Origin of the sequence: Pseudomonas sp. SAS7 (genome assembly GCF_052112345.1) — a bacterium.
Classification (GTDB): domain Bacteria; phylum Pseudomonadota; class Gammaproteobacteria; order Pseudomonadales; family Pseudomonadaceae; genus Aquipseudomonas; species Aquipseudomonas putida_Q.
On record NZ_JBEGGO010000004.1, the window covers coordinates 331,514 to 344,044 of the forward strand.

The 12,531-nt window shown below is 61.3% G+C and carries 12 protein-coding genes; 7 read left to right on the forward strand and 5 right to left on the reverse strand.

Features of this window, described 5'->3' with window-relative positions; all coding sequences use genetic code 11:
* The first annotated feature begins 84 nt into the window (after positions 1-84).
* Both ABI582_RS09550 and rhlB read left to right on the forward strand, forming a co-directional pair.
* Positions 85-741, forward strand: coding sequence for an alpha/beta hydrolase (locus ABI582_RS09550; RefSeq protein ID WP_258653934.1), 657 nt, complete (start codon positions 85-87; stop codon positions 739-741).
* A 100-nt stretch (positions 742-841) separates the two neighbouring features.
* Entirely contained in the window at positions 842-2,311 is a 1,470-nt protein-coding gene (gene rhlB / locus ABI582_RS09555; protein WP_442119041.1) for an ATP-dependent RNA helicase RhlB, read from the forward strand.
* 137 nt (positions 2,312-2,448) lie between these two features.
* Here the strand turns inward: rhlB and moaE are convergent, their stop codons facing one another.
* From moaE to ABI582_RS09580, 5 genes are all read right to left on the reverse strand, one after another.
* Positions 2,449-2,895: a molybdopterin synthase catalytic subunit MoaE gene (moaE, locus tag ABI582_RS09560; protein ID WP_442119042.1), complete on the reverse strand. Its 447-nt coding sequence runs from the start codon at positions 2,893-2,895 to the stop codon at positions 2,449-2,451.
* Positions 2,896-2,897: 2 nt separating this feature from the next.
* Complete coding sequence (moaD, locus tag ABI582_RS09565; protein ID WP_368975667.1) at positions 2,898-3,143, reverse strand: molybdopterin converting factor subunit 1; 246 nt, start codon at positions 3,141-3,143, stop codon at positions 2,898-2,900.
* On the reverse strand, positions 3,143-3,613 hold the full coding sequence (moaC, locus tag ABI582_RS09570) for a cyclic pyranopterin monophosphate synthase MoaC (RefSeq protein WP_243055469.1): 471 nt from the start codon (positions 3,611-3,613) through the stop codon (positions 3,143-3,145). Before moaC ends, moaD begins: the two co-directional genes overlap by 1 nt.
* Positions 3,614-3,873: 260 nt before the next feature.
* The gene (locus ABI582_RS09575; RefSeq protein WP_258653938.1) at positions 3,874-5,268 is read right to left on the reverse strand and encodes a PhoH family protein; all 1,395 of its coding nucleotides are present in this window, start codon (positions 5,266-5,268) and stop codon (positions 3,874-3,876) included.
* 265 nt (positions 5,269-5,533) lie between these two features.
* Positions 5,534-6,676: a polysaccharide deacetylase family protein gene (locus ABI582_RS09580; protein ID WP_442119043.1), complete on the reverse strand. Its 1,143-nt coding sequence runs from the start codon at positions 6,674-6,676 to the stop codon at positions 5,534-5,536.
* Between the two features lie 137 nt (positions 6,677-6,813).
* Between ABI582_RS09580 and yaaA the strand changes: the two genes are divergently transcribed.
* From yaaA to ABI582_RS09605, 5 genes are all read left to right on the forward strand, one after another.
* Entirely contained in the window at positions 6,814-7,593 is a 780-nt protein-coding gene (gene yaaA, locus ABI582_RS09585; protein WP_442119044.1) for a peroxide stress protein YaaA, read from the forward strand.
* Positions 7,594-7,703: 110 nt separating this feature from the next.
* Positions 7,704-7,841, forward strand: coding sequence for a hypothetical protein (locus ABI582_RS09590; protein ID WP_442119045.1), 138 nt, complete (start codon positions 7,704-7,706; stop codon positions 7,839-7,841).
* A 615-nt stretch (positions 7,842-8,456) separates the two neighbouring features.
* The gene (locus ABI582_RS09595; RefSeq protein WP_338745151.1) at positions 8,457-9,773 is read left to right on the forward strand and encodes a nucleotide sugar dehydrogenase; all 1,317 of its coding nucleotides are present in this window, start codon (positions 8,457-8,459) and stop codon (positions 9,771-9,773) included.
* Positions 9,774-9,843: 70 nt separating this feature from the next.
* Positions 9,844-11,325 (forward strand): glycosyltransferase family 2 protein, encoded by a 1,482-nt coding sequence (locus ABI582_RS09600; RefSeq protein ID WP_442119046.1) that lies wholly within the window; start codon positions 9,844-9,846, stop codon positions 11,323-11,325.
* A gap of 37 nt (positions 11,326-11,362) precedes the next feature.
* Positions 11,363-12,529, forward strand: coding sequence for a PilZ domain-containing protein (locus ABI582_RS09605; protein ID WP_442119047.1), 1,167 nt, complete (start codon positions 11,363-11,365; stop codon positions 12,527-12,529).
* Positions 12,530-12,531 lie beyond the last annotated feature (2 nt).

Genomic DNA, 12,531 nt, shown 5'->3' on the forward strand with positions numbered 1-12,531 from the left:
TGCGACATTCTTTTTCCGACAATCATTTCCAGCGCCTTCTTTTCACGCACGCCATAACAAGACCCGCACACTTTCGGAGCAGTCATGACCAACCCGCTGATTCTCGAACCACAGAAAACCGCTGACGCCTGTGTGATCTGGTTGCACGGTCTGGGGGCCGACCGTTACGACTTCCTACCTGTGGCCGAATTCATGCAGGAGCGCCTGCTCAGCACCCGGTTCATCATGCCCCAGGCCCCAACCCGACCAGTCACCATAAATGGCGGTTATGCCATGCCCAGCTGGTATGACATCAAGGCCATGACCCCAGCCCGCGCCATTGACGAAGCGCAGCTGGAAGAGTCGGCCGAGCAAGTGGTTGCATTGATCAAGGCCGAGCAGGCCAAAGGCATCAACCTGTCGCGTATCTTCCTGGCCGGTTTTTCCCAGGGTGGCGCGGTGGTGCTGCACACTGCCTATATAAAGTGGCAAGAAGCACTGGGTGGGGTGATCGCCCTGTCCACCTACGCCCCCACCTTCAACGACCAGCACCAGTTGAGTGCCTGCCAGCAGCGCACCCCGGCGCTGTGCCTGCATGGCGTGCATGACCCGGTGGTGATTCCGTCCATGGGCCGCACCGCCTTCGAGTACCTGAACACCTGGGGCGTCGCCGCCCGCTGGTACGAATACCCGATGGAACACGAAGTGGTGGTCGAGGAACTGAACGACATCCACAACTGGCTCAGCGAGCAGCTGCAATAGGCTGGCTCTCTTGTAGTTGTGGGAGTATTCCGCTACGCCGCGCCCGGATCTTGCATTACACTGCCCGGCGTACATTCCTTAATCAGTTGATGAGACGATCGTGCTCAAAGCACTCAAGAAAATATTCGGCAAGGGAGACGCCGCGCCACAAGCCGTCGCTCCTGCTGCCAGCGTGACGCCGCCTGCGCACGCACCCGCCAGCGAGGCCCGGCCCGCAGCAAAAACGGCCGTACCGCGTGCCAACACCGCCCCCGAGGCTGAACAACCCGCAACCGCTACCGCTACGCCACTTGCCGACAAAGCGGCCAAGGACAAACCGCGTCGCGAGCGCAAGCCCAAGCCGCAGGCCAGCCTGTGGAAGCCGGAAGACTTCGTGGTCGAGCCGCAGGAAGGCAAGACCCGCTTCCACGACTTCAAGCTGTCCAACGAGCTGATGCACGCCATCCACGACCTGGGCTTCCCGTACTGCACACCGATCCAGGCGCAGGTGCTGGGTTATACCCTGCGTGGCCAGGACGCCATCGGCCGGGCGCAGACCGGTACCGGCAAGACTGCGGCGTTTTTGATTTCGATCATTTCCCAGCTGCAGCAGACGCCACCGCCCAAGGAACGCTACATGGGCGAACCGCGTGCGCTGATCATCGCGCCTACCCGCGAGCTGGTGGTGCAGATTGCCAAGGACGCCGCTGCGCTGACCAAGTACACCGGGCTGAACGTCATGAGCTTCGTCGGCGGCATGGACTTCGACAAGCAGCTGAAGGCCCTTGAAGCACGCCACTGCGACATCCTCGTAGCTACCCCAGGCCGCCTGCTGGACTTCAACCAGCGCGGCGAGGTGCACCTGGACATGGTCGAGGTGATGGTGCTGGACGAAGCCGACCGCATGCTCGACATGGGCTTTATCCCCCAGGTGCGCCAGATCATTCGCCAGACGCCGCCGAAAAGCGAGCGCCAGACCCTGCTGTTCTCCGCCACCTTCACCGACGACGTGATGAACCTGGCGAAGCAGTGGACCACCAACCCGGCCATCGTCGAGATCGAACCGGAAAACGTGGCCAGCGAAACGGTCGAGCAGCACGTGTATGCGGTGGCTGGCAGCGACAAGTACAAGCTGCTGTACAACCTGGTGACCCAGAACAACTGGGAACGGGTGATGGTGTTTGCCAACCGCAAGGACGAAGTGCGGCGCATCGAGGAAAAACTGGTGCGCGACGGCATCAATGCCGCCCAGCTGTCGGGCGACGTGCCGCAGCACAAGCGCATCCGCACCTTGGAAAACTTCCGCGAGGGGCGCATCACCGTGCTGGTGGCCACCGACGTGGCGGGGCGTGGCATCCATATCGATGGTATCAGCCACGTGATCAACTTCACCCTGCCAGAAGACCCGGACGACTACGTGCACCGCATTGGCCGTACCGGCCGCGCGGGGGCCAGCGGCGTGTCGATCAGTTTTGCCGGGGAGGATGACTCGTATCAGTTGCCGGCGATCGAAGAGCTGCTGGGGCGCAAGATCAAGTGCGAAATGCCACCGGATGAGCTGTTGAAGCCGGTGCCGCGCAAACACCACTGATGCTGGGGCTGCTTTGCAGCCCAATCGCCGGCAAGCCGGCTCCCACATGTACTGCACAGGCTTCAGCAGCTGCGGATTACCTGTGGGAGCGGGTTCACCCGCGAACCGGGGCGAAGCCCCGGCCATCAAACCCTCATTTACCAGCGCCCCGCCGCATCCTGGTCACTCTGCTTGCCTTCAACCCACCGCGGCCCTTCCTGGGTATTCTCCTTCTTCCAGAACGGCGCCCGGGTCTTCAGGTAGTCCATGATGAAGTTGCAGGCATCGAACGCGGCCTGCCGATGGGCACTGGCCACACCGACAAACACGATCGGCTCGCCCGGTTCCAGCGCACCGATGCGGTGCAACACCTCCACCTTGAGCAACGGCCAGCGCTGCTCGGCCTCGACCACGATCTTGCCCAAGGCCTTTTCGGTCATGCCCGGGTAGTGTTCAAGGAACATCCCCGCCACTTCGCGGCCGTCGTTGAAATCCCGCACATAACCAACAAAACTGACTACCGCGCCCACGCCAACATTGGCCGCATGCATGGCATTCACCTCGGCGCCCGGGTCGAACGCGCCTTGTTGCACTCGCACTGCCATGTTCAGCCTCCGGTCACCGGCGGGAAGAACGCCACTTCATCGCCCTCTTGCAGCGGTTCATCGAGCTTGCACAGCTCTTCGTTGCGCGCGCACATCAGGTTCTGCTCAGCCAGCACCGCATAGTGCCCACCCTTGGCCACCAGGGCCTGGCGCACATCGTCCAGCACCTTGAACGCGCCTTCTACACGCTCGCCATCCACGCCCAGCAGTTCGCGGTAGCGGGCGAAGTACATCACCTTGACCTTCATCATGCCTGCACCTTGTAGTGGCCGCTCTTGCCGCCGAGCTTTTCCAGCAGGCGCACCTGTTCGATGACCATGCCCTTGTCCACAGCCTTGCACATGTCATAGATCGTCAGCGCGGCAACGCTGGCAGCCGTCAGCGCCTCCATCTCCACACCGGTCTGCCCGGCCAGCTTGCAACGGGCGACAATACGCACGGCGTCCTCGCCCTCGGCGCTGAGCTCGACCTTGACGCTGGTGAGCATCAGCGGGTGGCACAGCGGGATCAGGTCGCTGGTCTTCTTCGCCGCCTGGATCCCGGCAATGCGTGCCACGGCGAACACGTCGCCCTTGGGATGTTCGCCGTCGACGATCATCTGCAAGGTCTGCGGCAACATGCGCACCCGCGCCTCGGCGGTGGCCTCACGCTCGGTCACGGCCTTTTCAGTGACGTCGACCATGTTGGCCCGCCCCTGGGAATCAAGATGTGTCAGCACTGCTCTGCTCCTGTGAAGGGAACAGCCAGTGTAAACCTGTGGGTCAGGTTTGAGCAGAGGGATGTGCCTGATCGGCTTACACCGTTGTGTAGGAGCGGCCTTGTGTCGCGAAAGGGCCGCGAAGCGGCCCCGGCAATGTCAGCTGCAAAGCTAAAAACCTGGGGCCGCTTCGCAGCCCTTTCGCGACACAAGGCCGCTCCTACACAGGGGATGGGAGGATGGCAGGCAAGGCCGGGCGGCGAACCGCCCGGCGGTGAAGGTTACAGATGCGACTCCGCGTACTCGGCCAGCACCGAGCGGGGCACGCCCTGCAGGGTAATGTGCACGCCATGGGGGAAGTCCTTGAAGCGCTCGGTCAGGTACGTCAGGCCCGAGCTGGTCGCGGACAGGTAGGGGGTGTCGATCTGCGCCAGGTTGCCCAGGCAGACCACCTTGGACCCGGAGCCGGCACGGGTGATGATGGTTTTCATCTGGTGCGGCGTCAGGTTCTGGCACTCGTCGATCAGGATCAGGCTTTGCTGGAAGCTACGGCCTCGGATGTAGTTCAGCGACTTGAACTGCAACGGCACGCGCTCGAGGATGTACTCGACGCTGCCATGGGTGCTTTCGTCATCCATGTGCAAGGCTTCGAGGTTGTCGGTGATGGCGCCCAGCCAAGGCTCCATTTTCTCGGCCTCGGTGCCCGGCAGGAAGCCGATTTCCTGGTCCAGCCCCTGCACGCTGCGGGTGGCGATGATGCGCCGGTAGCGCTTGCTGACCATGGTCTGCTCGATGGCCGCGGCCAGGGCCAGGATGGTCTTGCCGGACCCGGCCGCGCCGGTCAGGTTGACCAGGTGGATATCCGGATCGAGCAACGCAAACAGCGCCAGGCTCTGGTGGATGTCGCGTGGTTTCAGCCCCCAGGCCTCCTGGTGCAGCAACGGCTCCTGGTGCAGGTCGAGCAGCAGCAGCTCATCGTTGCGGATACCCTTGATCCAGCCGACGAAGCCCTGTTCGTCGATGATGAACTCATTGATGTGTACCGCAGGCAGGTTGTCGATCATCTGCACCCGATGCCAAGTGCGGCCGCGCTCCTGACGGGTATCGACCTTGCTGACGCGGTCCCAGAACGAGCCGGTGACCGAATGGTAGCCCTTGGACAGCAAGGACACGTCATCCACCAGCTGGTCAGTGCTGTAGTCCTCGGCCGCAATGCCACAGGCGCGCGCCTTCAGGCGCATGTTGATGTCTTTGGTGACCAGCACCACGTCCAGGTCGCTGCGCCGCGCCCGTACTTCAAGCAGCTGGTTGATGATGATGTTGTCGTTGAGATTTTCCGGCAGCAGCTTGTTCGGCTCGTTGCGCGGGGTCATCAGGATGGACAGGAAGCCTTTGGGCCCGCTCTTGTTGCGCTGGATCGGCACGCCCTGTTCGACATCGTTGGGCGAGGCGTCGCCCAGGGTCTGGTCGATCAGGCGGATGGCCTGGCGGCATTCAGCGGCGATGGTCTGTTTGCCGGTCTTGAGCTTGTCGAGTTCCTCCAGCACCGTCATCGGAATGGCGACGTGGTGCTCCTCGAAGTTGAGTAATGCGTTGGGGTCGTGAATCAGGACGTTGGTATCGAGCACATACAGGATTGGCTTGCTGGAGGAAGGGTTGCGTCCTTGGTCATCCATACTCGGTCACCTTATGTCGAAGCCATACGGCACGGTCTGTTGCGCCGCAAAGTGACTACCGTTCTCCCCGTATCCGCGTTGTTACGGGCGGGAAGTGAACCTGGCTAGGTGGGCCTGGATGACGCCACCTGTGCTGCAGGAATCGGCTGTCTGGTTTCTTCATACCGCAAAAACCATGACCGTAAAAAGCATTTTTACGTGTTTTTGAACTTTATTTTTCCGATTGACGATGAGGCCTTGGCGACAGCGCCAGAGGGGACTACGCTCAGAAGTCATACCCCTGTTCGCGATAAGCATATGCCCGGCAATCTGCCCAGCCAATGCCGCTTTGGGCAGTATTGCTTAGCAACCACTCCACTGCTGGCTGGGCCTTGGGCAGGCTGTCATGGAGCTGTATCACGCCCTTGCGCCACAACAGCATCAGCGTCAGTACACGCTGTGCAGAGGCCTCTGCGCTCAGTGCGCTATCGTCCAGGGCATCAATATCCCACAACGACACCTGCAGTTGCTGGCTGGCCATGAACGACTCGCCATCGGCCCGACGTTGCCCGTACGGTGGCCGGAACAACGGCACATACTGTGTCGGCAAATCGGCCTGCACCCGTGCCTGGCTGCGCCGCAAAGAGTCCTGCCACTGCGTCCACTGGGCATGGGAGCGGTATTCCCAACCTTGAATGCCCACACACTGCCCCCGGTACAGCTGCCGCAAGGCACTCACCGCCCCGGCGTCACGACGTTGCTGCAAGCGGTTGCCCAACACGAAGAACGTACCTTCAAGCTTCTGCCGGCGCAGGTAGTCGGCAAGCAGATCAGTGCTGCCGCCCCCTGGCCCCGGTCCGCCGACGAAGGTCAGCAGGAACATACGGTCGTTCAGTTCATCGCCATTACGCTCACGCGCAGAAAGGCGCTCCACCTCGCTGCTGGTCTGCGGCAGCAAGGCGGCTTTGCGCAGTTGCTCGTCCAGGTAACGCACATGGAACTGGTGGCTCGGCTCGATCCAGTTTGTATAGAACGTGCCGACATCTGCAGCGAACGTCGCCGCTTGCGTACGCAGATCTGCCATTGATGTTACCGGGTAGCAGAATGAGGCATCCTGCTCGCAGCTGCGCTGCGCCTGCTCATACCCCTGCCACAGCCGCTGCCACATGCGCGCGCGTACCAGGCGCACCTTCTGCAGGTTGATCTGCCGCAACCCCAGCCGCACCGCCAACGCCGCATCGTCGAGCAATTCGCTTTCGTGCAGTACCTGAGCGAACGAAAGGATCTCTGCCCGCGAGGCCACATCGAACAGCGCCGGGCTGTTCAGTTGCTCGGGCCACAGGCTGCGGTCCAGGCTTACCTGGGGTAAAGGGGCGGCTTGCACGGCCAGGCTCAGCAGAGCGGCCAGCAAGGCAAAGGCAATGCGCACGGTGGAAGGCTCCGCAACGGCAAAACGCGAACTATAGCGCCTGCACCGGCCATGGTCTGTGACTATCGTCGGCATAGTTTGGACTTGCACCGCCCAGCCCGTAGAATCCTCGGCCAACGATGCCAGGAGCCGACCCGATGCTGACGGTGATTTCCCCCGCCAAGACCCTCGACTACGACACCCCGCCTGTGACCGAGCGTTTCACCCTGCCCCAGTACCTAGACGACTCCCAGGAACTGATCCAGCAACTGCGCGAACTGTCGCCGGCGCAGATTAGTGAGCTGATGCACCTGTCCGACAAGCTCGCTGGCCTGAACGCCGCCCGCTTCGGCAGCTGGACCCCGGACTTCACCCCCGCCAATGCCAAGCAGGCCCTGCTGGCGTTCAAGGGTGACGTGTACACCGGCCTCGACGCCGAGAGCCTGGGCGAGGACGACTTCAGCTACGCGCAAGACCACCTGCGCATGCTTTCGGGCCTGTACGGCCTGCTGCGCCCGCTCGACCTGATGCAGCCCTATCGCCTCGAAATGGGCACCAAACTGGCCAACGCCCGCGGCAAGGACCTGTATGCCTTCTGGGGTACACGCATCAGCGAATGGCTGAACCAGGCCCTGGCCGAACAGGGCGATGACGTGCTGCTGAACCTGGCCAGCAACGAGTACTTCAGTGCAGTGAAACGCAGCGCGCTGAAGGCCCGGGTGATCAATGTCGACTTCAAGGACCTGAAGAACGGCCAGTACAAGATCATCAGCTTCTACGCCAAGAAAGCCCGCGGCATGATGAGCCGCTTCGTCATCCAGCAACGCATCAGCGACCCGGAACTGCTCAAGCAGTTCGACGTGCAGGGGTACTACTACAGTGCCGAGCAATCAAAGGCGGACCATCTGGTGTTTTTGCGGGATCACCCCTCGGAGTGATCCTGTGACGCCCTCTTCGCGGCTAAAGCCGCACCCACATGACGCGCGCTGAGCTTGCGGCCAGCGCCATATCACGTGGAAGCGGTTTCAGGCTCGAAGAGCCTGCTGCCATGAAACAGCGCTCCGCCCTGCAATGGGGCTCGCTGCAAATCGCCACCACGTCACGATTTCGGCGCCAAAAAACCACCACCCATGCCTTTATCGCCAAACGCCATAAGACCGTTCATACCTTTTTTGACGAATTCTGAAAAAAATTTTCAGATGCTGGCATAAAAATATCTCGTAACAGTTACACCCTTGATACACGGGGGTGAAACACCCGCGTGCTATCAAATTGAAACTGTCTATAACTGAATAAATATTTAGAAATCTTTCATTCGGAAGAAATCCACCGAGGAACTTCTGCTAGGGCCAATCGCTCATAGTGCCGTAACGATTTTCCTGCCTTCGGCTGTGAGAGATGACTTACAGATGACAACGGCAGGCATCTACTGCCCGCCATGGTAACTTCGACAGGTTGCACGGAATTCCCCGAAAACCTCGTCCACGCAGGAGAGACGCGCCCCTTACAAATCGTCCTAGTGGTTGATTTCAAAGGATTTATCCACTTGAAAAAACAAGCACAGCAGCGCGCCAAGTAGCGCATTGCAATAAAGACGGCTGCATTACAGGGCACGTTTTTTAATTAATGGCTTTTTACTGCCAACTTTAAGTGCATAACTTTTTGCGCTCCGGATTTAATTTGCCTGCGCTCGGCTAAATGTGCATTCGCCATGAATCCGTGCGCCCGAAAACTGTTGTTAATCAACCCAGCCCGGCTCTCTGCGGAGGCGTCGGCGTGATAAACACATGAGGTGATAGCGATGCGTATCAGCATCTTTGGTTTGGGTTATGTGGGTGCGGTCTGTGCAGGCTGCCTGACGGCGCGTGGCCATGAGGTAATCGGTGTGGACGTGTCCAGCACCAAGATCGACCTGATCAACCAGGGCAAGTCGCCCATCGTCGAACCTGGCCTGGAAGCACTGCTGCAACAGGGCATCGCCAACGGCCGCCTGCGCGGCACTACCGACTTCGCCGAAGCCATCCGCGCCAGCGACGTGTCGATGATCTGCGTGGGTACGCCCAGCAAGAAGAACGGCGATCTGGGCCTGGAATACATCGAGTCGGTGTGCCGTGAAATCGGCTACGTACTGCGCGACACCACCCGCCGGCACACCATCGTGGTGCGCAGCACCGTGCTGCCGGGTACCGTCAAGAACGTGGTCATCCCGATCCTCGAAGACTGCTCGGGCAAGAAAGCCGGCATTGACTTCGGCGTCGCGGTCAACCCGGAATTCCTGCGAGAAAGCACGGCAATCAAAGACTACGACCAGCCACCGATGACCGTCATCGGCGAACTGGACAGCACCAGCGGCGACATTCTGCAAGCCCTGTACGAAGAACTCGACGCCCCGATCATCCGCAAGCCGATCGAAGTGGCCGAGATGATCAAGTACACCTGCAACGTGTGGCACGCCACCAAGGTCACCTTCGCCAACGAAATCGGCAACATCGCCAAGGCAGTTGGCGTCGATGGCCGTGACGTGATGGATGTGGTGTGCCAGGACACGGTGCTGAACCTGTCCCAGTATTACATGCGCCCCGGTTTTGCCTTCGGCGGTTCTTGCCTGCCCAAGGACGTGCGCGCCCTCACCTATCGTGCCGCCAGCCTCGACGTGCGCGCACCGCTGCTCGACTCGCTGATGCGCAGCAACGAATCGCAGGTGCAGAACGCCTTCGAGCTGATCGAAGCCCATGACAAGCGCAAGGTCGCCCTGCTCGGCCTGAGCTTCAAGGCCGGTACCGATGACCTGCGCGAAAGCCCGCTGGTAGAACTGGCCGAGCGCCTGATCGGCAAGGGCTACCAGTTGGACATCTTCGACGAGAACGTTCAGTACGCCCGCATGCACGGCGCCAACAAGGACTACATCGAATCGAAGATCCCGCACGTGTCGTCGCTGCTCAATGCCGACCTGCAGCAGGTGATCGACAACGCCGACATCATCGTCCTCGGCAACCGTGACGAGCAGTTCCGTGCGCTGGCCCAGCAAGCGCCAGCCGGCAAGCAGGTAATCGACCTGGTCGGTTTCATGAGCAACCCGTCCTGCACCACCAACCGTACCGAAGGCATCTGCTGGTAAGCCCTCGGCCGGGCAACGCAGGCGAGCCTGCGTTGCCCACCCTTTCCCGAATTCTCGACGGATGCTGAACATGCAAAGGCTCCAGACCGTGCTGTTGCAGTGCGCCGGGTGGCTGCTCTACATGAGCCTGCTCATGCTGATCGCCCTGGCCCTGCCAGCCGATATCTTCGACTCGCAGTCGAAGCACTTCATCTTCCTGGTCGGCGCAGTCGGCATCTGGCGCTATTCCATGGGCGCCACCCATTTCATCCGCGGCATGATTTTCCTCTACGGCGTGTACCCGTACCTGCGCCGCAAGGTGCAGAAAATGGGCGATGCCACCGACCCGTCGCACGTTTACCTGATGGTGACCAGCTTCCGTATCGAGGCGTTGACCACGGCCCAGGTATACAGCTCGGTGATCCACGAGGCGATCAACTGCGGCTTCCCCACCACCGTGGTCTGCTCGCTGGTGGAAATGTCGGATGAACTGCTGGTGAAGAGCCTGTGGGCCAAGTACAACCCGCCGGCCCATGTGAAGCTGGATATCGTGCGCATTGCCGGTACCGGCAAACGCGATGGCCTGGCCTACGGCTTCCGCGCCATCTCGCGCATGCTGCCGGACGAAAACGCCGTGGTCGCAGTGATTGACGGCGACACCGTGCTGGCCGATGGCGTGGTCCGCAAGACCGTGCCGTGGTTCAAGCTGTTCCCCAACGTCGGCGGCCTGACCACCAACGAGTTCTGCGAAGTCCGTGGCGGCTACATCATGAGCGAGTGGCACAAGCTGCGCTTCGCCCAGCGCCACATCAACATGTGCTCGATGGCCCTGTCCAAGCGCGTGCTGACCATGACCGGGCGCATGTCAATGTTCCGCGCAAGCGTGGTGACCAACCCCGAGTTCATCGCCGACGTCGAAAGCGACTCGCTGATGCACTGGCGCCTGGGCCGCTTCAAGTTCCTTACCGGTGACGACAAATCCAGCTGGTTCAGCTTGATGCGCCTGGGCTACGACACCTTCTACGTGCCGGACGCCGCCATCAATACGGTAGAGCACCCGCCCGAAAAGAGCTTCTTCAAGGCCAGCCGCAAGCTGATGTACCGCTGGTACGGCAACAACCTGCGGCAGAACTCCCGTGCACTGGGCCTTGGCTTGCGCCGCCTGGGGCTGTTCACCAGCATCGTGCTGTTCGACCAGCGCGTGTCGATGTGGACCAGCCTGCTGGGGCTGACGGTGGCGGTGATCGCCAGCCTCAAGTTCGGCATGGCCTTCCTGCTGGTGTACCTGCTGTGGATCGGCATCACCCGCCTGATCCTCACCATCATGCTGCTGTGCTCTGGCCACAACGTCGGCCCGGCCTACCCGCTGATTCTCTATTACAACCAGATCATCGGCGCGCTGATGAAGATCTACGTGTTCTTCCGCCTCGACAAGCAGTCCTGGACGCGTCAGCCCACTGCCCTCAAGCGTGACCTCGCCAGCTTTCAACAATGGTTCAACACCTGGTCCTCGCGGACCATGACCTTCTCGGCTGCCAGCATCTTCGTTGCTGTGCTGTTCATGGTCGTGTGAGCCCAACCCGGATCGGATCTAACAGGAACAAACCACCATGAATACCGCCGTGAACGTCAATGTCGTGCATGAGTCCGAAGCCCAGCGCCAACACGCCCGGGTGCGCATTCCCGCCAAGCTGCGTTTTCTGGACGCCCAGCGCCAAACCCACGAAGTGAAGGTCGACGACCTTTCCGCCGGTGGCCTGAGCTTCCACACCAAGCAGCAACTGTCGGTGGGCGATGTGCTGCGCGGGCGCCTGCAGTTCGTGGTCGACAACCTGGGCCTGTCGATCGACATCGAGTTCCAGGTGCGCTCGTACAACCCGGACAATGGCCGTACCGGTGCGCAGTTCCAGAACCTTGAACCACGCGATATCGCCACGCTGCGGCACATCATCACCAGCCACCTGTCGGGTGAGCTGATCAGCATCGGCGATGTGCTCAGCACCCTGCAGCGCGACAACTTCACCAAGGCACGCAAGCAGAAGGACGGTGGTTCGGGCCTGAGCGCCTTCGGCCGGCTCAAGGCCGTCACCGTCACCCTGGGCGTGTTCGTGGTCGGCGTCGCGGCGTTCGGCTTCGTCGCCAAGTCGCTGTACGGCATGTACTTCGTCAGCCACGCCGAAGCCGGTGTGGTCGCGGTACCGACCACCACCGTCACCATGCCGCGCGACGGCACTGTGAGCAGCCTGGTCGAAAGCGGTGGGCAGATCGCCAAGGGCGCACCACTGGCCAGCTTCACCACCAGCATGCTGGACATGCTCAAGGGCAACCTGGACGACGCGCAGCTGGAGCCGGCGAAGATCGAGGAACTGTTCGGCAAGCAGCTGTCCGGCACACTCACCAGCCCCTGCGATTGCGTGGTCGCCCGCCAGCTGGTGGACGATGGCCAGTACGCAGCCAAGGGGCAGGCGATCTTCCAGCTGATCCCGCGCACCACCACGCCAATGGTCGAGGCGCGCTTCAGCTACCGCCAGTTCGACGAGGTCAAGCCAGGTACCCGGGTCAACTTCCAGGTCGCCGGCGAAGACGAAGTGCGCACCGGCCAGATCGTCAGCAGCACCAGCCTCAACAGCGAAGACCTGTCCTCCGACATCCGCGTGCAGATCAAGCCAGACAGTGGCATGCCCGCCGAACTCGCCGGCCGCCCGGCAGCGGTCAACAGCGACCGTGGCCCTTCAATGAACTGGCTGATCGACAAAGCCGTGGCCCGTGGGCTGTAAGA

Coding starts and splice junctions, on each gene's coding strand:
- ABI582_RS09550 (WP_258653934.1), top strand. CDS start 85: ATGACCAACCCGCTGATTCTCGAACCACAGAAAACCGCTGACGCCTGT.
- ABI582_RS09575 (WP_258653938.1), bottom strand. CDS start 5,268: ATGGATGACCAAGGACGCAACCCTTCCTCCAGCAAGCCAATCCTGTAT.
- ABI582_RS09605 (WP_442119047.1), top strand. CDS start 11,363: ATGAATACCGCCGTGAACGTCAATGTCGTGCATGAGTCCGAAGCCCAG.
- moaE (WP_442119042.1), bottom strand. CDS start 2,895: ATGGCAGTGCGAGTGCAACAAGGCGCGTTCGACCCGGGCGCCGAGGTG.
- moaD (WP_368975667.1), bottom strand. CDS start 3,143: ATGAAGGTCAAGGTGATGTACTTCGCCCGCTACCGCGAACTGCTGGGC.
- yaaA (WP_442119044.1), top strand. CDS start 6,814: ATGCTGACGGTGATTTCCCCCGCCAAGACCCTCGACTACGACACCCCG.
- ABI582_RS09600 (WP_442119046.1), top strand. CDS start 9,844: ATGCAAAGGCTCCAGACCGTGCTGTTGCAGTGCGCCGGGTGGCTGCTC.
- ABI582_RS09590 (WP_442119045.1), top strand. CDS start 7,704: ATGAAACAGCGCTCCGCCCTGCAATGGGGCTCGCTGCAAATCGCCACC.
- ABI582_RS09595 (WP_338745151.1), top strand. CDS start 8,457: ATGCGTATCAGCATCTTTGGTTTGGGTTATGTGGGTGCGGTCTGTGCA.